23 protein-coding genes and 1 other RNA gene are annotated in these 22,127 nt (G+C 37.8%); 12 read left to right on the plus strand and 12 right to left on the minus strand.

Annotated elements, in window-relative coordinates; genetic code table 11:
* On the plus strand, nucleotides 1-843 hold the full coding sequence (rsmI, locus tag AC1M9F_RS05325) for a 16S rRNA (cytidine(1402)-2'-O)-methyltransferase (protein WP_481588939.1): 843 nt from the start codon (nucleotides 1-3) through the stop codon (nucleotides 841-843).
* Nucleotides 844-883: 40 nt separating this feature from the next.
* Here the strand turns inward: rsmI and AC1M9F_RS05330 are convergent, their stop codons facing one another.
* The 5 genes from AC1M9F_RS05330 to AC1M9F_RS05350 form a co-directional block, all read right to left on the minus strand.
* Complete coding sequence (locus AC1M9F_RS05330) at nucleotides 884-1,132, minus strand: hypothetical protein (RefSeq protein WP_481597239.1); 249 nt, start codon at nucleotides 1,130-1,132, stop codon at nucleotides 884-886.
* Between the two features lie 170 nt (nucleotides 1,133-1,302).
* Nucleotides 1,303-2,541 carry an FAD-dependent monooxygenase gene (locus AC1M9F_RS05335; protein ID WP_180027927.1) on the minus strand — a complete coding sequence of 413 codons (1,239 nt, stop codon included), beginning with the start codon at nucleotides 2,539-2,541 and terminating at the stop codon, nucleotides 1,303-1,305.
* The gene (locus AC1M9F_RS05340; RefSeq protein ID WP_481597240.1) at nucleotides 2,538-3,746 is read right to left on the minus strand and encodes an FAD-dependent monooxygenase; all 1,209 of its coding nucleotides are present in this window, start codon (nucleotides 3,744-3,746) and stop codon (nucleotides 2,538-2,540) included. Before AC1M9F_RS05340 ends, AC1M9F_RS05335 begins: the two co-directional genes overlap by 4 nt.
* A gap of 195 nt (nucleotides 3,747-3,941) precedes the next feature.
* Nucleotides 3,942-5,261: a Xaa-Pro aminopeptidase gene (gene pepP, locus AC1M9F_RS05345; RefSeq protein ID WP_481597241.1), complete on the minus strand. Its 1,320-nt coding sequence runs from the start codon at nucleotides 5,259-5,261 to the stop codon at nucleotides 3,942-3,944.
* An 82-nt stretch (nucleotides 5,262-5,343) separates the two neighbouring features.
* Complete coding sequence (locus tag AC1M9F_RS05350; protein ID WP_481597242.1) at nucleotides 5,344-5,964, minus strand: UPF0149 family protein; 621 nt, start codon at nucleotides 5,962-5,964, stop codon at nucleotides 5,344-5,346.
* Nucleotides 5,965-6,029: 65 nt separating this feature from the next.
* Between AC1M9F_RS05350 and AC1M9F_RS05355 the strand changes: the two genes are divergently transcribed.
* The 4 genes from AC1M9F_RS05355 to AC1M9F_RS05370 all read left to right on the plus strand — a co-directional run bounded on the left by AC1M9F_RS05355 (nucleotide 6,030) and on the right by AC1M9F_RS05370 (nucleotide 8,538).
* Nucleotides 6,030-6,581 (plus strand): hypothetical protein, encoded by a 552-nt coding sequence (locus AC1M9F_RS05355; RefSeq protein WP_481588935.1) that lies wholly within the window; start codon nucleotides 6,030-6,032, stop codon nucleotides 6,579-6,581.
* Nucleotides 6,582-6,583: 2 nt separating this feature from the next.
* On the plus strand, nucleotides 6,584-6,868 hold the full coding sequence (locus AC1M9F_RS05360) for a cell division protein ZapA (RefSeq protein ID WP_481597243.1): 285 nt from the start codon (nucleotides 6,584-6,586) through the stop codon (nucleotides 6,866-6,868).
* A gap of 101 nt (nucleotides 6,869-6,969) precedes the next feature.
* A non-coding RNA gene (gene ssrS / locus AC1M9F_RS05365) (6S RNA) lies at nucleotides 6,970-7,153 on the plus strand.
* Between the two features lie 401 nt (nucleotides 7,154-7,554).
* Nucleotides 7,555-8,538 carry a hypothetical protein gene (locus AC1M9F_RS05370; protein ID WP_481597244.1) on the plus strand — a complete coding sequence of 328 codons (984 nt, stop codon included), beginning with the start codon at nucleotides 7,555-7,557 and terminating at the stop codon, nucleotides 8,536-8,538.
* Nucleotides 8,539-8,564: 26 nt separating this feature from the next.
* On the opposite strand, the gene AC1M9F_RS05375 is transcribed toward AC1M9F_RS05370, so the two are convergent.
* Nucleotides 8,565-8,687 (minus strand): hypothetical protein, encoded by a 123-nt coding sequence (locus AC1M9F_RS05375; protein ID WP_481597245.1) that lies wholly within the window; start codon nucleotides 8,685-8,687, stop codon nucleotides 8,565-8,567.
* A 104-nt stretch (nucleotides 8,688-8,791) separates the two neighbouring features.
* The gene (locus AC1M9F_RS05380) at nucleotides 8,792-10,048 is read right to left on the minus strand and encodes a putative solute-binding protein (RefSeq protein WP_481597246.1); all 1,257 of its coding nucleotides are present in this window, start codon (nucleotides 10,046-10,048) and stop codon (nucleotides 8,792-8,794) included.
* Nucleotides 10,049-10,272: 224 nt separating this feature from the next.
* Between AC1M9F_RS05380 and AC1M9F_RS05385 the strand changes: the two genes are divergently transcribed.
* The 5 genes from AC1M9F_RS05385 to AC1M9F_RS05405 all read left to right on the plus strand — a co-directional run bounded on the left by AC1M9F_RS05385 (nucleotide 10,273) and on the right by AC1M9F_RS05405 (nucleotide 15,875).
* Nucleotides 10,273-10,887, plus strand: a complete 615-nt coding sequence (locus AC1M9F_RS05385; protein ID WP_481597247.1) for a 5-formyltetrahydrofolate cyclo-ligase — start codon at nucleotides 10,273-10,275, stop codon at nucleotides 10,885-10,887.
* Nucleotides 10,888-11,003: 116 nt separating this feature from the next.
* Complete coding sequence (gene lon / locus AC1M9F_RS05390) at nucleotides 11,004-13,430, plus strand: endopeptidase La (protein WP_481597248.1); 2,427 nt, start codon at nucleotides 11,004-11,006, stop codon at nucleotides 13,428-13,430.
* Nucleotides 13,431-13,585: 155 nt separating this feature from the next.
* On the plus strand, nucleotides 13,586-14,068 hold the full coding sequence (gene rlmH / locus AC1M9F_RS05395; protein WP_035268469.1) for a 23S rRNA (pseudouridine(1915)-N(3))-methyltransferase RlmH: 483 nt from the start codon (nucleotides 13,586-13,588) through the stop codon (nucleotides 14,066-14,068).
* Nucleotides 14,069-14,168: 100 nt separating this feature from the next.
* Complete coding sequence (locus tag AC1M9F_RS05400) at nucleotides 14,169-14,945, plus strand: DODA-type extradiol aromatic ring-opening family dioxygenase (protein ID WP_180027936.1); 777 nt, start codon at nucleotides 14,169-14,171, stop codon at nucleotides 14,943-14,945.
* 153 nt (nucleotides 14,946-15,098) lie between these two features.
* On the plus strand, nucleotides 15,099-15,875 hold the full coding sequence (locus tag AC1M9F_RS05405) for a DUF4377 domain-containing protein (protein ID WP_481597249.1): 777 nt from the start codon (nucleotides 15,099-15,101) through the stop codon (nucleotides 15,873-15,875).
* Nucleotides 15,876-15,926: 51 nt separating this feature from the next.
* Here AC1M9F_RS05405 and gdhA read toward each other — a convergent pair whose 3' ends face one another.
* Nucleotides 15,927-17,270, minus strand: coding sequence for an NADP-specific glutamate dehydrogenase (gene gdhA / locus AC1M9F_RS05410; RefSeq protein ID WP_035268479.1), 1,344 nt, complete (start codon nucleotides 17,268-17,270; stop codon nucleotides 15,927-15,929).
* Between the two features lie 336 nt (nucleotides 17,271-17,606).
* On the opposite strand from gdhA, the gene AC1M9F_RS05415 reads away from it, so the two are divergent.
* A complete protein-coding gene (locus AC1M9F_RS05415; RefSeq protein WP_481597250.1) occupies nucleotides 17,607-18,398 on the plus strand; it encodes an RnfABCDGE type electron transport complex subunit B in 792 nt (263 codons plus the stop codon).
* Entirely contained in the window at nucleotides 18,399-19,100 is a 702-nt protein-coding gene (gene nth, locus AC1M9F_RS05420; protein ID WP_481597251.1) for an endonuclease III, read from the plus strand.
* On the opposite strand, the gene AC1M9F_RS05425 is transcribed toward nth, so the two are convergent.
* The 4 genes from AC1M9F_RS05425 to AC1M9F_RS05440 form a co-directional block, all read right to left on the minus strand.
* Complete coding sequence (locus AC1M9F_RS05425; RefSeq protein ID WP_171076785.1) at nucleotides 19,097-19,249, minus strand: hypothetical protein; 153 nt, start codon at nucleotides 19,247-19,249, stop codon at nucleotides 19,097-19,099. The genes nth and AC1M9F_RS05425 overlap by 4 nt on opposite strands.
* A 75-nt stretch (nucleotides 19,250-19,324) precedes the next feature.
* The gene (gene adk / locus AC1M9F_RS05430; RefSeq protein ID WP_035268488.1) at nucleotides 19,325-19,984 is read right to left on the minus strand and encodes an adenylate kinase; all 660 of its coding nucleotides are present in this window, start codon (nucleotides 19,982-19,984) and stop codon (nucleotides 19,325-19,327) included.
* Between the two features lie 75 nt (nucleotides 19,985-20,059).
* On the minus strand, nucleotides 20,060-21,376 hold the full coding sequence (locus AC1M9F_RS05435; RefSeq protein ID WP_035268489.1) for a DUF445 domain-containing protein: 1,317 nt from the start codon (nucleotides 21,374-21,376) through the stop codon (nucleotides 20,060-20,062).
* Nucleotides 21,377-21,440: 64 nt separating this feature from the next.
* Nucleotides 21,441-21,956, minus strand: a complete 516-nt coding sequence (locus AC1M9F_RS05440) for a hypothetical protein (protein WP_035268492.1) — start codon at nucleotides 21,954-21,956, stop codon at nucleotides 21,441-21,443.
* Between the last annotated feature and the right edge of the window lie 171 nt (nucleotides 21,957-22,127).

Raw genomic sequence — 22,127 nt, forward strand, 5'->3', positions numbered from 1 at the left:
ATGAGTGCTCAGTTATTTGTTGTAGCGACGCCAATTGGGCACTTAGATGACATGACTTATAGAGCAATTGATGTTTTAAAGTCTGTCTCTCTTATCGCGGCAGAAGACACACGTCAGTCCGCTCTTTTAATGAAACACTATAATATCTCAACTCCGCTTACAGCGTGCCATGATCACAATGAAAGTAACAAAATTGATATAATTATCGATAAGTTAAAAAATGGTGAAAATGTTGCACTCGTCAGTGATGCAGGTACACCATTGATTAGTGATCCTGGTTTTAAATTGGTTCGTGCAGCTCAGGAGCATGGTATTCGTGTCGTTCCTGTTCCAGGTGCATGTGCAGCTATTGCAGCATTAAGCGCTGTAGGTCTACCCAGTGATCACTTTAGTTTTGAAGGATTTCTATCTTCGAAACAATCACAACGTCTTATTCAATTAAATAAACTGAAAGACAACACGCATACCATGATCATCTATGAGGCACCACATCGAATCCTAGACTCTGTAACGGATATGGTCTCTGTGTTCGGGGCTGACCGTGAAGTCGGGTTTGCACGTGAAATTACCAAAACCTTCGAAACAATCAAAAAAATGACCCTTGGAGATTTACAATCATTTATTGCAAATGATCATCACCAGCAAAAAGGTGAAATTGTACTGGTCATTGCTGGAGCAGCCACTGAAAAAGACATGCAGCAAGAAGAATTAGATAAATTACTCAATCGCTTATTGCAAGATTTATCTGTAAAAGCAGCATCTCAACTTGCAGCTGATCTCACCGGAATCAAAAAGAAAGTCGCATATCAACGCGCGCTAGAGCTCAGTGGTGCGAATGATTAAGCAAAATAAAAAAAGCACCATATTGATGGTGCTTTTTTTATTAATTTTTTATTGATTCATCAGGTGGAACTTCAGTAATACGACCACCACGTGCTAGAAAAGCAGCAACTTCATCTTCCAGTGCCTGACGTTGTTTGAGTTTAGCTGTCACTGTTAATGTTTCAGCTTCCGCGACATCGGCATCAGATACAGTAACGTCACTTACGGCCGCACCTTTTTCTGCTGCTTGTGATTCATTTTCGTCTACAACACTGTCTTCGTTGTCATCAAAATCATTTGCGTCTGTCATTTCAAACTCCCCATCAATGTTTTCACGCACCTGATTGGAACGTGCTTTGATTTTTAGAGAAATGTATCAAGCTCTTTATCGTTCGCATAGTATCTAAAGCACCTCATTTGTATATTTTTTAATCATATTGGTAAAAAAATATATACTGATGATTCTTTTTAGATCAGATTTCAATTCACTTGATATCTTGTATTACTGAGCTGACTCAAACCATTCGCTTGCGACATAAACGCCGATTTTAACGCACTGATATTTTCAACTTGTTTCAAACCAAAGTTTCTCGCCCAAACAATAGGAAAAACAGGAGCAGATTCCATCCACCCAATCATAGACATACTATGCATCATGGCATCGTTTTGAAATTTACGGCGATGCTCATATTTCAATAAAGTTTGCTCATGAGCCCAAACGCCACGGGCGTAGTCAGAAAGTAGCACATCGCATAGAATTGCTGCATCAAGGCAACCAATATTCACCCCCTGACCAGCAAGTGGATGAATAACATGGGCTGCATCACCAATTAGCGCTAAGCCATCTTTAATATAACGTTGAGCAGCTCGTGCTTTCAGTGGGAATTTTGCTCGAGGCGTTGCGGCTAATACTTTGCCCAACATATGATGACTCTCTCGTGTCAGTAATTGTACGAAATCTTCATCTGAGAGTGACGCAAATTCGTCTGCATAATCATCTGGTAAAGTCCATACAATAGATTGCCAATGACCATATTCTTGATCTTCTAAACTTGCCATTGGGAGAAAAGCCAGTGGCCCTGTTTCTAAGAAAATTTGTCTCGCAACATGTTGATGAGCTTGTTCTGTCTTGATCGCACAACTAATACCAGCCTGATGATAATCCAAAACATCCAAATCAATCATGGCTTGTTCACGTACGAATGAGTTTGCACCATCGGCACCAATCAAAAGTTTCGTTTTCAATTGAGTTTGATCAGCGAGATGAAGAATCCAACAACCATTTCCTTGCTCAATACGTTTCACTTGGATTTGAGTACGGTAATCATCAATCTGGTCGATCATCATGCTCTGAATCGCAAGGTTCAAGATACTTGGTTCGACCATTGAACCTAATATTTGTGCTTGATCAGGTTTAGAATGCGCTGATGTTCCAAAATTGATTTCACCAAAGCCATTTTTGTTCCACACCTGCATTCCCGTGTAGGGTTGTTGACGAGCCAACTTATCCCATACATCAACATGCTTAAGCAAATGAATAGTGGCTTGACTCAATGCAAGTACACGAGGATTCAATGATTTTAAGGTCTTCTCGTGATCCAATATCGGTGCTGCATCAAGTACAGTCGCTTGAACTCCACCTTTAGCCAACAATAAAGCCGTTAATCCACCAACTAAACCACCACCCACAATCACGACATCTAAAATAGCATCATTCATGCTTTTAACCCCATTGCATAATTGGCAACGAGTGGCTTAATACCTGGAATATTTTCAAAGCACATTAGACCTGTATTTCGCACAAATTTTAGGATTGGATTTTGATTACTAAAGCCTCGCACCACAGAATCACAAAACTTGATCACACGTTGCTGATCTTTGAGTCGAGATTTTTCATAATCTTTCAGTACAGCAGCTTCACCTAAATCGGCATTTTTGATGACTTGTTGTTTTAAATATCGGGTCAATACATATGCATCACGCATACACAAATTAAAACCCTGACCTGCGACTGGATGAATCGTATGAGCAGCATTACCCATAAGTACAACACGTCCTACTGCTTGTTTTTCAGACAAAACTTGAGATAAAGGAAAACTAAATCTATGTCCAGTTTTCTCAAATTTTCCAGCTCGATCGCCATACGTTTTTTGAAGAGCATCTAAAAAATGCTGATCATTTTCATCACCTAACCACTCTCCCTCAGTGCCTTTAGGCACTGGCCAAACAACAGAGCGACGGTATTCACCAGGTAAAGGCAACAATGCTAAAGGACCAAGTGGGCTGAAACGCTCAAAACCGACATGGGAGTGAGGTTTGGATGTCTGCACTGTAGTGACAATCGCCACTTGATCATAATCATGCACTGATGCACCAACACCGAGTGCTTGTCGACAGAAAGAATCACGTCCATCTGCTGCTATAACCAACTTGGATTGAAACTGCAAATGTTCATTCGCTTTTGATGCTTCGAGATAAGCTAAATTCTCATCCTGTTTAAGCGACGTCACTTGAACACCATCAATTAACTCAATGAGTGGATTTTTTTTGACTTCTGATAATAATACTCGTCCAAGCCATGCATTCTCAATCACTTGACCAAAGCTTTCTACTTTCTCTTGAGCCGCGATTAAACGTGCCTTACCGAAACTTCCTTCTTCTGTGATATTTACTTCTAAAATAGGCGTTGCATATTGTTGCAGTGAATCCCAAATTCCCAATTCTTGATAAATTTGCACGCTTCGACGTGACAGCGCACTATTACGGGCATCAAAACTTGAATGATATGGTGCAAGGTTAGCATCATCATAGTTAGGATAGCTGATCGCCTCTAACAATTTCACTGCAATGTTAGTTTTAGCCAGCATAAGAGCAAGGCTTAATCCGACCATTCCACCACCGACAATGATGACTTCTTGTTGCATGTTTTGATCCTTATAAAAGCAAGCAATAGCTGCATACACATAAATTTTTAATCAAATTCATCTTACAATAAAGTTTTTACTTTTTATAATGAATTAGCGTTATTGAAGGTGAAGCCATAATTCATTTTTCAATATTGAATATGACATTGAAAAAAAGCCGATGTTTCCATCGACTTTTGAGATTTGTGAAAATGGTTAACTCGCCATCAAGGCTTCGATATCTTCAATGGTTTTCACTACTTTAGCAGTCAGGTTTCTCGGTCCATCTTGAGTGACAACAATATCATCTTCAATGCGAATACCAATCCCTCTCCATTTTGGATCGACAGTTTCATCATCAGGGGCAATATATAAACCTGGTTCAATGGTCACCACCATACCTTCTTGATATGTTCGCCATTCTCCATCGACTTTATATGCCCCTACGTCATGAACATCCATGCCTAACCAGTGACCAGTTCCATGCATATAAAATTGACGATAGGCTTCTGTCTCAATGATTTCATCGAGATCACCCTGCATGATTCCAAGATTAAGCAAGCCTTGCACTAAAATACGAACAGCAACGTAGTGTGGCTCTTTGTAAGAGTTACCAATTCTAACCGCATCTATTGCAGCGATTTGAGCATCAAGCACTATATTATAAAGCGCCTTTTGTTCAGGTTTAAATTTACCATTTACTGGAAATGTCCGAGTGATATCTGACGCGTAAAATTCATATTCACAAGCTGCATCTATTAAAACTAAATCGCCGTCATTAAGCTGTTTGTTATTTTCAACATAGTGCAATATACAAGCATTTTCACCACCACCCACAATACTGTTATACGATGGTACACAACCATTTTTACCAAAAATATAATTCAGCTCCGCTTCTAAAGCATATTCCATCATTCCTGGTCGTACAGATTTCATCGCTTGCATATGTGCTTGAGCAGAAATATCAGATGCGATTTGCATTAACTCTATTTCTTTTGGCTCTTTGTGTAGACGCATCTCATCTAAAATTGTATCTAACTGAATCAATTGTGTCGGTGCAGTGGTACCACGTCGGCTTTCACCACTTGCTTCTGCAATCCATTTTGTAATTTTTGCATCAAAACTGGCTTGTTGACCAATTCTATAAAATAATCTTTCTTTTCCTTGAAGCTTTGCGATGATTTCTTCGTCTAGTAGATCAATCGCATAAGCTTCATCCGCATCATAATCATCGACTGCACCATCAATCCCTGCACGGTAACCTGTCCAGATTTCCATCTCTCGATTGCGTTCACGACAAAATAAACTGTAGGTATAACCTTCTTCTTCAGTATCAAATGTTTCAATTACAGCAACTGCTTCAGGCTCTGCAAATCCCGTTAGATAAAAAAAGCTACTATCAGCGCGATATTTATAATCAGCATCACGATTTCTAAACATTTCTTCACGTGTTGCAATAATTGCAATGCTTCTTAGGCCTATTTCAGCGGCTAATTGATCACGTCGTTTTTGAAAATCTGATTGAGTAAGTTTCATATCTTTTCTGCAGCTTAGGCTATTTAATTTAAGAAAATACAGTACTACTTATATGTTAAGTAGTACTCTTGATTAAATGTAATCAACTTGGTCGATGAGGTGTAAACATCTCAACGACACTTTGCTCATTTTTTCTCGAAATTGTTGGTTTTACATGTTTCAGTAATGAGCTTTCTTCAACAGCAATCTTGGTTCGTCCAACAGATAAACTCACTGGAATTAATCGAACAAATTCATAAAGTTCTTGATAGCTAATTTCACCTTCTTCATCATTATCAGAATCTTCAAACTCGACTGCTGCAATATCTTGCAAGTGTTCAATCAACTCAGCTTCATCAGCACGAATATGCCCAGACGCTAATCCAAACCCCAATACTATTCCAGCACACCAATCTGCTAAAGCTTGAACACGCTCAGACAATACATGTTCATCATCAGGCAAAATGGGTAAATAATCTAATTCATCTTCTGACAAAGCATGCGAAACATCTTCAGATTCCTCAGCAAGTAAATTAAGTGCAGCAGGTTCTAATTGAGGCACATTCAATGTAGACAAAATTCGTAACCACTCCTCATGAGATGGCGGTTGGGTTACACAAACAATACCTGTAAGTAAACCATGTAACTCACTTGGACTAGTAATTTCCTCAATTGAACCGAAATGTTGGTTCCAATCTGTCCAACCTGAAATATCGTCTTGCATTCGTTTTTCCAATCTCTATACTTCTGTATATATTACCTTTGATTGCGAAACTACGCGACCTCGTTATGTTAGAACAATTACAGCGTTTACAAACGCATTTAGGCACGCTTAAACATCGTTTGTCCGAAACCGAACAAATGAATAGTTCTCTTGAAGCTAAACAGAAAGAACTTCAGGAAACTCATCAAACTCAAACCGCTCAAAAAAATAGCATCATCACTCAAAAGCAAGAACAGATTGAAAGTCTAAATGACAAATACAATCAATTAGATAGTATTTATAAAACCTTAAATCAAGATGCTACTGCTTTAGCAGAACGTTATAGTCGTTTAGAAAAGAGTTGTACTGATTTAAAAAATAGATTTCAGGAAATCTTGGCTGAAAGAAATGAGCTGAGAGTCATTAAAGAAAAAATGTTGGCTGAGCAACGTCAAGCTCAAAAAGAAATTGATGAATTGAAGGCTGAAAATCAACGTTTAATCAAAAAAAATGAACTCGCTAAAACTAAGGTTGAGCAAATCATTCAACGATTGGCCATTTTAGGTACTGATCAAGATCATCATGCCCAAGAAATCCAACAATTAGAAAATCCGGCTGAACAAAATGAGGAAGCATAATTATGTCTGAAGTCGTTACAGTCGAGTTAAGACTAATTGAACAAACATTTAGACTTTCAACCACTCAAGATCGGAAAGATGATTTACAACGTGCTGGTGATTTGCTGAATGAGAAATTTCAAGAATTTCGTAGAAAAGCACCTAACGTAGAACACAATAAGCTCGTTATTATGGTGGCTTTAGAGCTTATGCAAGAAGTTTTAACAATGAACAAATCCTTACAAGAATATTCTCATTGTGAACGCTTACTTGCAGCAATCTTGGAAGACGTTGAAAAAACTGTATAAATTTGATCTAAGTTTGCACAGTCAGTTTTACTGAGTGAATTATCACGCAAATAATGGGTACACCGAGGTTTGCCAATCTCACTCATTTCGTTATACTTAATTTAACTCTGGGATGTTTGCCAGCGGGTCTATTCCCCTGCCGATACTTAAACTTATGGATTGTGTTCTGTATATTTAGAGCGTATGCCCACCTCGAGTGGGAAACCCAGCAAGTATACGTCGCGTCCACCTTGAACTCGTCGGGTTCAGGGTAACGACACATGCAGCGGCATCTCCGGAGTCTTTATTTTATTTTCTCTTTTTTCTTATTTTTTAATAAACATCCTTGTGCTTTATCCCAAATTAATAATCAATATTAATAATTTTTGATTTTTATCACATTATCATCACCATAAACAAATTATTACACACTTTTCTAAAATAAATATATTTAATCCTCAATATTATTTAATTATTCAACCCTATTGCTTTATATATATTTAACAATATAAAAAAATTGACATATTATTTGTAAATTTGGTAAATAATGACCTAGTAACTTTTCTAAAATTTAAATTATTATTCCCCATAATAGAAATTACACAAAAAGTATTTCATTTTAATGTCTTCTTATTGTTTAAAGACTTCATATTATTAGTCAAACATTATAAACAATGAGAATAGATTTATATTTAAAGGAAGAGAATATGTCTAAATTAGCAAAATTGGCTGGGGTTGCGAGTATTGCTGCACTATTAAGTGCATGTGGTGGTGATGGTGGTTCTGTTGATGTTCCAAATAATGTTCCAAAAAACACAATTAAGCCAAACCAACTTTCTGCTTCTTATGTTCCACTAACAAATGACTCAATAAAATCAGCAATTGAAAAAGAATATGATCGGACGATTAGTCATGCTATTGGTGAGGCTTTAGGTGAAGCACCTATTGGAAGAACTGCTAAAGCTGTAGAACTATTTGAAGATGGTGAAAATTATTTTAATTTATTTAGAAACAGAATTTGTACAAATGTTGTCGAGCAAGGTAATACTAAAAAATTGACATTAAAAGGCGATTACAAGAGTTGTGCTACGACTGGCGATTTAGTAGTGAATTTTAAGGGCGGATCTGTAACGTTAACTGAAGGCTCATCGTCTACTATCATTGACTTCAAGAATGCGCTTTATACTCCGTGGATTGACTTAGAAGCTGATTACCTTGTTAATGGTAAAATTGAAAAAATCACTTCAGAAAATCCTAAAAGTGTAACTTATAAAGTGGCGTCTCCATTAAGTTTTCAAATTGTTGAAACAGATAATCCTTCGAAGAGCTTAGAATATTTTAATTTAAGCCAATTTACTCATACAGTAACTGATGGTGACGTTAAAACAATGTCCAGTGAAGGTATTATAGTCGGGCAAGCTCCGAATTCAGAATATGTTTATGATTTCATTATTAGTACACCTGTGAAATTTAACTTCGCTAAACGACCTTCAAGTTCAAGTTATTATCACTTTCCTCAGGCTGGAGGTTACATCAGCCTCAAAGATGCCTATTTACAAGAAACTAAAGTCCAACAAATCGTGGATGGTTCAGATTTATTGGATTTAGACCGAGACAGTGCAGAAATAAGTTTCAATGGTAAGAACAATACTAAATTAGATTGGTCCGACATTGTAAAGGCTCCAAAATAGAACAAGCCCCCATCTGGGGGCTTTTTTTAACCATTCAATTTCATGTGTTGCGCGTTTTCTGACATTCTAAGCTGCTCATAATGCACTGGATCATATGCGCATGCACTTACAATCAAAGTAGAAGTAACCACTGCGATAAAAGTTTTCATCTCACATTTACTCATTAACTTAGATGTGAGTAATTTAAAGCATGGCTAAAAACAAATAAAACCGATTAAAATTATAAAAAACCATCTATTTTTTAGATTATTAATTACTCATCTTTAAGCGCACACTCATAATTCTTAGGATCATCACTACATCGTATCTTTTTAAGGATAGACATCATTTCAGGATGATAATGCCCTTCTTTCGTCATTTGAATTCTAGCTTCACGCATAATTTTCAAATATCCAGGTTTCTCAGCATCTCGTATGTTCATCCAAAATTTAGGATCAATTTTAGATTCAGTTTGATCAATAAATTTATAAGCTGGTGTTAATTGCTTGGAAATAATCTCCCTTGCTATGGGCCCCATTCCAGCAGGAAATTTATTTCGATGCATAATCAATGTACCCGTCACTTGAACGAGTGGAAAACGAATAATTGCCCCTCTTACCTCGCCCTTGTTCATCATTCCACGATAGAGTTCTAAAGGTTCAAATAAGATTGCAGGCGCTGCGATAATATCAACTTCCTTATTGTTGAATTTTCCGCCTACAGAAGTTAAATCCACTGTAACTGGTTGAGCACCAACATTTTGGACTAATTTTTTTTGGGTTGCGTCAAAACTCATTACAGCAACTTTTTTCCCAGCTGCTTTAGATAAAGTATCAATTTTACGATCATTTACCATAATATAAGCAGCACCTAAAGGCACAATACCGACAACCTCATAATCCTTATTGACCATTTTCGAGTCAAATTCACGTCTTGCTAACAGCTGAATCACTTTAGTCAGTTGTTTATAGTTTTGAACTGCACCTATTGCATCAATACTTCCAACAAAAGAGTTGAATTGCTTGGCACGTAAATTACTTATTCCAGCACCATCACAACGTTTACTTCTAAAGTCTTCAGTTAAAACCCGTTCATCTGTATAGACTTTTAAATTAACTTCAGTGGATGTTTTTTGCTTTAATTTTGGATAATTCAAATCTATCTGCATTTGTAGCTTAGCCGTACGATTGACAGTCATTTGCACGCCGAAATCTTGAGCAACTTTAGCAATTCGTGGTAATTCACTCATATAGCTCGTCGCCTGCTCAAATGCTTCACCATGAGCACCGCTCGGTGAATACACACATAAGGTGACTTGTTTCGGAATCTGTTGCCAAACTTTTGGATCATTCAGTAGTTTTTTTATTTTATTCACAGAATGGCTGGACAGTGATAAATCCAACTTAGAGCTAGTTTGAGCATTTACATGATTTGTGATTAGACCAGAAAGACTAATTACTGTCGTGAGCATAACCATACGATAAGCATGCTTGCTCTTTTTAAATAGAATACCGTATTTTTTATTTTTCATTATCGTTCCCTTTTCTATTTTTTATGATCAGACCTTAATTGATCCGATAGAGTTCAGCTTATCGGCTTCAATTTAAAATTAAATTGACCCTAATCTTTTATTTGTTACACCTAGAGTAAATGAAAAAAATACTATCGAAAATATTCAAATCAGGTTGATTAAACCTGAGTAAAAATCGATAAACTACTTACCTTACACATGCACTTAGATTGGTATAGTTTGAAATGCAGTTGCAAACACAACTTTTAAGAAAAACTCTACGCTCTCGTAGAAGACACCTCTCAATTTTTACGCAACGACGTTCTGCTTTTCAGGTTTTGTCAAAAATCAAATCTCACTCTAAATTTAAATCTGCACAAAAAATTGGGATTTATTTAGATGCATTCGGTGAAATACAAACACATATCCTAATCATGCATTGCTTTTCAAAGCATAAAGTCGTTTATCTCCCAAAAGTCTCCAGACTTGATTCAACTTTAAAATGGGTTCCAATTTCAAAGCATCAATATCTAAATAAACGTTTTACTAAACATAAATTGGGAATGTATGAGCCTATGCATAGATTGGGGCAAAATGTAAAACAAATTGATGTACTGTTGATGCCCCTAGTAGCCTGTGATTATCATGGAACACGTATGGGTATGGGAGGTGGCTTTTATGATAGAACGTTAAAGCATGCGAGCAATCACCCCTATCGCATCGGTTTAGCGCATGACTTTCAATTAATCTTAGATCCTTTAAAGCGCCAACCTTGGGATCAGCCATTAGATGAGTTAATCACCCCTAGAAAACGATTAAAATTCAAACGAAGAATATTAATTCACCCTAAATCCAACTGAATTTATCAAGATTAGTAGAAATAAATCGAATTTTATCGATTTTCACCCTTGTATTTTTTAAATTACACATCACTATAAAAATATGGCAACACCGTTGTCACTCATTAGGAGTGCTCATGACTGATATTATTATGAATGAAGAAAACTTAGAACTTCAGACCCCTAGCGTGTTACCGCTATTAGCTTTGCGTGATGTTGTGGTTTATCCCCACATGCAAATTGCGCTTTTTGTCGGCCGTGAAAAATCGATTAAAGCAGTTGATGTAGCTCGTAACAGTGACAATTTAGTTTTTGTAGTAGCTCAACAAGATTCTCTTACAGAAGAAATTGATCACGACAATTTATATCAATACGGTACTGTCGCGAAGATTGTACAAGTCGTAAATCATGAAAACGATGAAAACTGCATTAAGGTTTTAATCGAGGGTATTTATCGCTCTAAATTGATTAATATTTACGATCAAAACGATTATTTAGAAGCTGAACACAGCCTTAGCCCAATGACGATCCGTATGGAGTCGGCAACTCAACAAACTCGCCTCGAAGAATTGCGTGGTCTTTTCAGCCAATACGCTGAAGCGAAACTACGTAATGCGCGTGAGTTAATTAATGCTGCAAATAAAATCGATGATTTATTGCAACTCATGTTCTTTGTCGCTACACGCGTGCCGTTAAACATTGAAGTGAAACAAAAATTCCTCGAACACGATGAATTTGAAGCTCATTTACAAGAGTTAATGACTTATTTGCTTCAACAGTCTGAAGAACAACAGATTGAGCAAAATTTACATGACAATGTAAAACGTCAAATGGAAAAGAATCAGCGCGAATATTTTCTAAATGAAAAAATGAAAGTTATTCAGCGTGAACTTTCTGACATGAATGGCGGTGCTGAAGATGACATTGCTGAGATAGAAAAACGCTTAGCTGAAGCGGATCTTCCTGAGCATGTTCGTAAAAAAGCAGAAGGTGAATTCCGTAAGCTCAAAGCAATGCAGCCTGCATCGAGTGAAGCAGCCGTAGTTCGTAATTACATCGAAACTATATTAGATACACCATGGAATAAGGCGAGCAAAGTAAGTATCAATCTTGCTAAAGCTCAAGATATTCTTGATGCTGATCATTATGGTTTGGATGAAGTTAAAGAACGTATCGTTGAATATCTTGCTGTTCAGTCACGTGTAAAAAAACTACGTGGACCAGTATTGTGTCTCGTAGGTCCTCCTGGTGTAGGTAAAACCTCATTAGGTGAGTCTGTAGCTAAAGCAACAGGTCGCGAATTCGTTCGAATGGCACTTGGTGGTGTTCGTGATGAGGCTGAGATTCGTGGACATCGCAGAACTTATATTGGTGCGATGCCAGGTAAGATTGTGCAATCACTTTCTAAAGTCGGTGTAAAAAACCCTTTATTCCTACTCGATGAAATTGACAAAATGGCTCAAGATCATCGTGGTGATCCTGCATCTGCCTTGTTAGAAGTGCTTGATCCTTCACAGAATCACAAATTCAACGATCACTATCTCGATCTTGATCTTGATTTATCTGAAGTCATGTTTATTTGTACTGCAAACAGTATGAATATACCTGAAGCTTTGTTAGATCGTATGGAGGTCATTCGCCTTCCTGGTTATACAGAGGAAGAGAAAATCAATATTGCTGAGCGTTACTTAGTACCTAAAGCAATCAAGAATAATGGCTTACGTGCTAAGGAATTGAGTGTACATGAAGAAGCAATTCGAGATATCGTACAACGCTATACACGTGAAGCTGGTGTTCGAAGTTTAGAGCGTGAAGTTTCTAAAATCGCACGTAAAGTAGTTAAAGAAGCGGTTAGTAAAAAAGCGAAAAACCTTCAAATTGAAGTTAATTCTGCAAATCTACCTGACTACTTAGGGCCACATAAATTCGATTTTGGTATGGCTGAAGAAGAAGCTCAAGTCGGTCGTGTTAATGGTCTAGCTTGGACTTCAGTTGGTGGTGAACTACTGACAATTGAAGTTGCATCAATGAAAGGTAAAGGCAAATTCGTAACCACTGGTTCTTTAGGTGATGTTATGAAGGAGTCTATTACTGCAGCGATGACCGTAGTGCGTACACGAGCTGATGCTTTGGGTATCGATTCTACTCGCTTTGAAGAAACCGATATTCACGTGCACTTACCTGAAGGCGCTACGCCTAAAGATGGTCCTTCAGCTGGTCTTGCTTTAACGACAGCATTAGTTTCTGCGTTTACTGGCATTGCGATTCGACCTGACATTGCAATGACTGGTGAAACCAGCTTGAGTGGTCGTGCAATGCGTATTGGTGGTTTAAAGGAAAAATTACTGGCTGCACATCGTGGCGGTGTAAAAATGGTCTTTATTCCACAGGAAAATGCACGTGATTTAGTCGAAATTCCTGATAATGTGAAAGAAGGTTTAGATATCAAAGTTGTAAAATCAATTGATGAAATTTTACCACTAGCATTAACCTCTATGCCCAAGCCATTAGTCAAAACACCCATTGTGAAAGCAGTTGACGAATCAAAATCTGCTCGACACTAATCGGTCTTTTAAGTGAAGAAAGAGAGCTTAGGCTCTCTTTTTTATAAGATGCCAATGGATGCAAAATTAACAACCCATTATGTTTTAACTTTTGATTTTATAAATTCATCACTTTGAAATGTATAATATCGTGAAACTTCTAGTGACACATTTTCATGAAAATTCGTATCTTGACCATTGGTCAAAAAATGCCAGCATGGGTTCTTACTGGTTTTGAAGATTATTTCAAAAGAATTCAACCTTTTGTACAAACTCAAATTGTTGAGCTTCCTATGGCGAAACGCGGAAAGAATGACTCTGAAGCTGATATTTTAAAATATCGTAATATCGAAGGCGATAGCATTTTAAATGCACTGAAAGGAAATGAACTTTTAATTGCACTTGAAGTGGGAGGAAAAGAGTTTAGTACAGAAAAATTAGCTGAAACCATGAAAGGTTGGATGCTTGAAGGGAATGATGTTGTGCTCGCGATTGGTGGACCTGATGGACATTCTGATGCAGTTCGTAAAGCTGCTGCTTGGCACTGGTCTTTATCTAAATTAACGCTACCCCACCCTATGGTTCGCATTCTGTTGATTGAACAACTTTACCGTGCCATGAGCATTAATCATAACCATCCGTACCATCGTGCTGGATAATCGTTCCGAATTTGCAACATGATGTTCAAATTTAAATGGTTACTCTGACTTCTAAAATTTGCGATGATCACCTCATACATCTAAGAATGGAACCACCCTCATGACTATTCAAACGCTACCTGGTTTATTCATATCACATGGCTCTCCAATGCTGGCTTTGAATCCTGAACAGGTTGGTCCAGCTTTACATCGCTTGAGTCTCAATTTGCCCAAACCTAGAGCGATAATCGTCATGTCTGCGCATTGGGAAAGCAATGCACTCGAAGTAAGTACGGGGACTAGACCTGAAACATGGCACGATTTTCGAGGTTTCCCAGATGCACTCTATGAAATTCGCTATCCTGCCCCTGGTGCTCCAGATGTTGCTGAACAAGTTTTAAATTTATTCGCTGAGGCACAAATTACTGCACATGCCAATAGTACACGACCTCGTGATCATGGCGTATGGATGCCTTTATTGCATATGTATCCAGAAGCTGATATCCCCGTAGTCGAAATCTCTTTACCCATGACGATGTCTGCTGAAGCGATATTTAAAATTGGTCAAGCTCTCGCTCCATTAAGAGATCAGCAAATATTATTAATTGGCTCGGGAAGCATTACCCATAATTTAAGAGAGCTTGCTTGGCATGGTGAAACGAGTGAAGTTCCAGAATGGGCATCAACTTTTAGAAACTACGTGGTGCAGCAGCTCACTCATTCGGATTATCCTGCTATTTTAGCGTGGAATACGATTCCTTATGTTCATCGTAACCACCCTACGATAGAACACTTTGCACCTTTATTTTTCTCTATGGGCACTGGTGATCGTTTTAGCATTGTACATAGTAGTTTTACCATGGGTGCTTTAGGAATGGATATTTATCGCTTTGATTGAGAGAAAATAAAATATCATTTTTTAAATGACCATCACGAATTAATCATCGATCAATGGATACATTTTGATACTGAAAAGTGCAGAATGTATCCATATTTTTTTAAATGCCGTGCGTTATCCTTCTTCTGATCAATACAATTTAGAAAACTTGTTATGAAATTAAAATTAATTGCCTTGGCTATTTTGCCTATCACACTTGCTGCGTGTCAGACTTCCGATCTACAAAAAGCTGGGGATTTAGCTGTGTCTGTGCTTCAACAACAAAATGCTGATCAAACTCTCTCTGCATACCAATGGCAAGCCAATCCACAAAATGCGCCTCAACCAATCACTTTAAACTTCACCGCTGATAAAAAACTTTCAATTCATACGAGCTGCAATACTTTATTTGGCGGGTTTGAGCTAAAAAACAATACTATCGTAGCTGCTCAACTTGCATCTACCATGAAGGGATGTAATGGTTTGGCTGCCGAACAAGAACGCTTTGCTGGAAATCTATTTTCCCAAGCTGCTGTTCCTTTCGTGCTTAATTTAAATGATCGTGATAATCCAACGTTGACTTTGGTACAGCCGAATGGTGAAAAGATTATCTTCACGGGTAAAATGACACCTGAAACCAAATACAAAACTCAAGGTGAAACCATATTTCTTGAAATTTCGCCAGAAACTAAACAATGTACTGGTGTAGCTCCCCAAACTTGTCTACAAGTCAGAGAAATAAAATACAACGATAGTGGTATTAAAACGCAAGTCGATAAAGACTGGACTTTATTCTACGATCAAATTGATGGTTTTTCACATAGTCCGAATGAACGTCAAATCATTCGTGTAAAACGTTATGAAATTAAAAATCCTGCTGCAGATCAATCAAAGTATGCTTATATTTTTGATATGGCTGTAGAGCGTGAAGCTGTAAAAGGTTCTTTATAAAGAATAAAAAACCGAGGCTAAGCCTCGGTTTTTTTATTTTTGAATATATTCTTAGAATACACCCTGAGCTAACATCGCATCAGCAACTTTTACGAAACCAGCAATGTTCGCACCATCTACATAATTCACAGTACCATCTTCTTGAGTACCGAATTTTACGCAGTTACGGTGAATTTCTTTCATGATTGCATGTAAACGCTCATCTACTTCTTCGAAAGACCAACCTAAACGAAGCGCATTTTGAGACATTTCAAGACCAGAAGTTGCAACACCACCTGCATTAGATGCCTTACCTGGAGCATACAGAATTTTTGCATCAACGAATTTTTCAACTGCAGCAAGTGTAGAAGGCATATTTGCGCCTTCAGCTACGCAGATCACACCATTTGCAAGCAATTTATCCGCATCATCAGCATCTAATTCATTTTGTGTTGCACATGGAAGTGCGATATCACACTTAATACCCCAAGGACGTTGCCCTTCAAGATATTCAAAACCATGCTTCGCTGCAAACTCAGAGATACGACCACGTTGAACGTTTTTAAGCTCCATTACTTCAGCTAAAAGCTCTGGAGTTAAACCGTCTTTAATGTATACAGTACCAGCTGAATCTGAAAGTGAAACAACTTTTGCGCCCAAATACATTGCTTTGTCAGCAGCAAACTGTGCAACGTTACCCGAACCAGAGATTGTAACTACCTTGTCTTTGAAACTGTCGTTACGAGTCTTAAGCATTTCCTCAGCGAAATACACTGTACCGTAACCAGTTGCTTCAGGGCGCGCTAGTGAACCACCAAAAGTTAAACCCTTACCTGTAAATACGCATGAAGTGTCATTGCTGAGCTTCTTCATCATACCCGCCATGTAACCAACTTCGCGGCCACCAACACCAATATCACCCGCAGGAATATCTGTGTCAGATCCTAAGTGACGGTATAACTCGATCATGAGTGCTTGGCAGAAACGCATGATTTCGCCTTCTGATTTACCTTTAGGGTCAAAATCAGAACCACCTTTACCACCACCCATTGGTAGTGTAGTTAACGCATTTTTGAAAGTCTGTTCAAAACCTAAGAATTTTAGGATTGAAAGGTTCACTGAAGGGTGGAAACGCATACCACCTTTGAATGGACCAATTGCTGAGTTGTACTGAACACGGAACGCACGGTTAACGTGTGTTTGACCTTGATCATCAACCCAAGAAACGCGGAATTGAATCGCACGTTCAGGTTCAACTAAACGTTCTAATAAACCATGAGCTGCATACTTAGGGTTCTTTTCAATAAAAGGCCATAAGCTTGTCATCACCTCTTCAACAGCTTGAAGAAATTCTGGTTGATGTGCATCACGTGTTTTAACGTAGTCTAGGAAGTCGTTAAGGCTGTTGTATTTCAACGCTTAATCCTCAGCAGAAAATGGATCAAAATTGGTCAAAATTTCAATATATTGATAAGTTTTGGCGCAAAGTATTAAATATCTTTTACAGGCACTGTACAATAGTTTTCATAATTTTTTTTAATATTTTTTTAATTTCAATTACTTAATTATAGTATTTAATAATTTTAAATTATCAAATTCATTACTTTTAATTATGGATTAATGCTTATTCGGCGCTTTTATTGCGCGATAAATGACCCATAACAGCGCACCCCAAACTAACACTAATCATGTTAAAATCATTCATATTTCGCACCTATGATCTCCTTTTCGCTTGATTAAGTTTTAACGTACATGCACGCACAAATCTCATTGATACAACAAGTTGATGCTTTCCTACCTCAAACCCAATGTGGTCTATGTGGCCACCGTGATGGTTGTTTACCTTATGCTAAAGCTATTGTAGAAGGAGAAGACGCGAATAAATGTGTCCCTGGCGGTCAACCTGTTGCTGACGCAATTGCTCACTTACTGAATCGCCCTAAGCTTAAAGCTGAAGAAAGCGTTTGGCCAATTCAATCTGATGGTCGCCCACAGCGTATGAAAGCGATCATACGTGAAGACGAGTGTATTGGTTGCACTAAATGCATCAGTGCTTGCCCTGTAGATGCCATCATTGGATCAGGAAAGTTAATGCATATTGTGTTAACTGATCTTTGTACTGGATGCGAATTATGTATACCACCTTGTCCAGTTGACTGTATCGATCTTGTTGAAGATTTACAGCCCATACCAAATGAGCAAGCCCGCATCCTAGAACAAAATGATCTTAGAAATCGTTATTATGCTCATATTCAACGTGAGGAAAATCGCAGTCTTCATCGCAAAGGTCCTGTCGTTAAAGCTGAAATTGATACTGCGCTTTTTGCTCAATTTTCAAAACAATTACAATCAGTACCTACTATTCAAACGATAAAAAAAACAGCGCTTCATAAGACATTAGATGCAAAATCTACAATCGAACTTGCCAAATTACGTACACAAATTAAAAAGCTTGAAAAACAACTTGCTGTACGTGAGAGTGTCGATAAGCAAGAGCAACTCAATACTTTATATGAAAAACTCAATTCAATTGAGGGTGTTTAAATGAACGTTAAAACACCTAAAACTGTAAAAAACATGACAAAAAACCAAATTCAAATTTTTTTTGAAAGATTAAGAGCTCAACGCCCAAACCCTAAAACAGAGCTGAATTATTCTTCACCCTTTGAGTTGTTAGTTGCTGTGACCTTATCAGCACAAGCCACTGATGTAAGCGTAAATAAGGCCACAGATAAGCTTTTCCCTGTAGCAAACACACCTGAAGCAATCTATGCCTTAGGTGTAGAAGGATTAAAATCTTATATTAAAACAATAGGTCTCTATAACTCTAAAGCTGAAAATGTCATCAAAGCTTGTGAAATATTGATTAAACAACACAACAGTACTGTTCCTAACAACCGTGCTGATTTAGAAGCACTTCCGGGCGTAGGTCGAAAAACTGCAAATGTGGTATTAAATACCGCTTTTGGTCAACCAACCATGGCCGTTGATACCCACATCTTTCGATTAGGTAATCGTACTGGACTTGCGGTAGGAAAAAATGTACTCGAAGTTGAACACCGTCTAGTTAAAGTGATTCCAAAAGAGTTTATTGTAGACGCTCATCATTGGTTAATTTTACATGGACGTTATTGCTGTATTGCACGGAAGCCAAAGTGCAATGAATGTGTTGTGAGTGATGTGTGCAACTGGCCTGAACGTTTCGAATATGGAGCGACAAGACAGATCGATTTAAAACAGGTTTAACGATCAAGAGATTTTTTTTGATCTTTTTTCTCTTTATCTAATTTCATCTGTTTTTGACTATCGCGAAGTAATTTAAAACTTATAAATACCAAAAAAGACAATACTGCCAAGCATGCAAGCATCAATAAAATAATGGCAATATTTTGCACTTGTTTACCTTAACATCATAAAAAAGAAGCCCTAATATGACTTAGGGCTTCTTTTTTGTCAAAGCTGAATAATGGTTATTTAGTTTGATCTAAAATTGCAAAAAGTTCTTTTTGAACTTCTTCAATAGGACGAAGTCCATTCAACTTATCATACGTTGGCGCATTTTCACCTGAAGCTGCACGCCCTTGGTAAAAGCCAACCAACTGTTCAGTTTCAGTATGATACGAACCTAAGCGCTTACGAATTGTTTCTTCTTGGTCATCTGGACGCTGAACTAAATCTTCACCAGTTTCATCATCTTTGCCTTCCACTTTTGGTGGGTTGTAGACGATATGATAAACACGACCTGATGCTGGATGTTGGCGACGACCCGATAAGCGTTTAACGATTTCTTCATCAGGCACATCAATTTCGATCACGTGATCAATATCAATGCCTTCTTTTTCCAAAGCTTCAGCTTGAGGAATCGTACGAGGGAAACCATCAAAGATACAACCATTTGCACAATCTGGTTGTGCAATACGCTCTTTAACCAGACCAATAATCAGTTCGTCAGAAACTAGACCACCATTGTCCATTACAGATTTTGCCTGTAGACCGAGTTCAGTTCCTTCACGAATTGCAGCACGGAGCATATCACCGGTTGAAATTTGTGGGACATTGTAGCGCTTGCAGATCAACTGAGCTTGAGTACCTTTACCTGCTCCAGGTGGTCCGAGTAATATAATGCGCATAAATAAACATCCTCATTTTAACTATATCGACGATACTTGGTTAATGTCTTTGGTAGGCACCAATCCAGCATCTATTTATAAGAAAGCCACAAATAAATGAATCAGACCCGCGAAGAAACCTGTTACCCCACCTAGCACAATTAAGATCCATTCGTCTTCCTGGAATGCAGGACGTAATAGATTTTGAAACTCGCGCGGCGTTAATTCACGGATACGTTCTTTAAACATTTGATAGATTTTCTGTGCGCGGCTCGCATTAAAAGCTGGGTCGCATACAGGCACCATCGTAATTTCAATTGAGCGATCGATCAAGTCTGTCTTGAGTTTTGCATACTCTTTTGGACCTAAAGATAGCTGTAATGATGTACGAACCAATGGTGTTTCCATGATTTCATTGATATGACGTTTAACAATACGGCGTGTTTTGTCTTTTTTTCCACCATACATCATTTCCATCATAATAGATTTCAATGTAATCAAATCTTCAGTCACTACACGTGCAAATACATCAGATACTTCTTCTTGGCGCTTCATAAACGCACCTTGAATATTATAAGAACCAATGCGTGGAATGACAGGTTTTATCCAAGGGAATTTACGATCTTTCGTTAATTCAAAGAATTGTGGATAACGTATATAGTGTGGTTCAACTGGATTAAATACCATCCAAATTGCAATCCAATTTGTTAAAAAGCCCCAAATTGCTGCCCAGAATGGTACAGTCCAATGCCAAGGCACCACAAACCAAACGATCATTTGGAAGATACCGAAGAACATACCGATTAATGCACTGATATGCCAAATGAAGTTAATTTCTTTTTGACCCACTTTTAGGAACATATTGACCATCAATTGACGGTCGCCTTCCATTTGACTCACTACCATCGCACGCATATCCACGAGCGACTCAACATTTAAAGTTAATTCGGTTACGAGCTCTTTCAAAACATTTGGAAGTTGCTTATGTGCTTGCGCATAAATACGTCTCTTGATTGAGTAAGGTAAGTTTTCCCATAGAACCGCATTGCGATCCATCATCACTTCATCAATTAAGTGCTCTAACTCAAAGCCAACCTGTTCACCAATGATACGAGCAGTATCCTCGGGATCCATCGCATCTAAGAACTCTCGTAAGGAGCCAAGTTTTGATAGTGTATTGTCGGTAATAATACCCGATATACGTCCTGCCTTACGTGGAACAATTCCTTGCCATCCCACCGGAAGCGGACCTAAGTGAAAACCCCAAAACTTAATTGGATAAAACACCATCTTGAGTGCCATCCAGACGTGAGCCCAAGTCACAAATGCGGTTACTGGGATAATACTCAGTACTGCATAAAAATCAGGTCGATTGACGAAGGCTTGCCACAAATCACTCACATATCCAAACATTCATGACTCTCATATTCATATATCTAATTGCAGTCGAACTTGAGGTATAAAACCATAAAGCTTTCTAAAATCCTACACTTAAGGTGTAAGCAAACTGTAGTTCTGGTTTAGTTTCAAAAATCACTTGGTTTCCTTGCGTGATTTCCTCTCCTGCTTTTATCCCTACACTAAATGTACTAATTCTTTCTTTATTCAGCATGACATAAGATAAATCTATACCACCACCGAGTTGAGATTCCTTTTCACCATTGACTGTTTTTGATTTTAGATGACCAGCAAATGCACCTAAATAAAATCCATTTAAGTCCTTAGTTCCGAGAATTATTGGGTAACGAAAACCGACTTGAGCACCCACATCGTGGTCGTCATTTAAGAAAGCGCCAAGCTTTCCGTATCCAATACCGTATGGAGTGACGTATTCTAAATTCCCATGCGCTAACCGTTGTGTAACACCAGCACCCACATTTATTTTAGAAAATTGTTCTGGTTTCAATTTTGCTTCAGGATAAAACGATGAAAAATCTGCGTATGCTAAATTCCCTACCCACATCATGACAGCAAAGGAAACGATTTTTCTCATTATTTTCTCCATTTTCTCAAACTGAGAACAATATTATTATTCATCCATAGTGATTCGACTTTAACAGAATAATTTTCGTTCTTATATACAACAAGCTTTAAAATTAGTGTCTATTTGGTCAAATTTTAATTTTTATAACATACGAACTATTTATTAATTTTACAAATTTTA

Source organism: Acinetobacter sp. ANC_7504, from assembly GCF_056779995.1.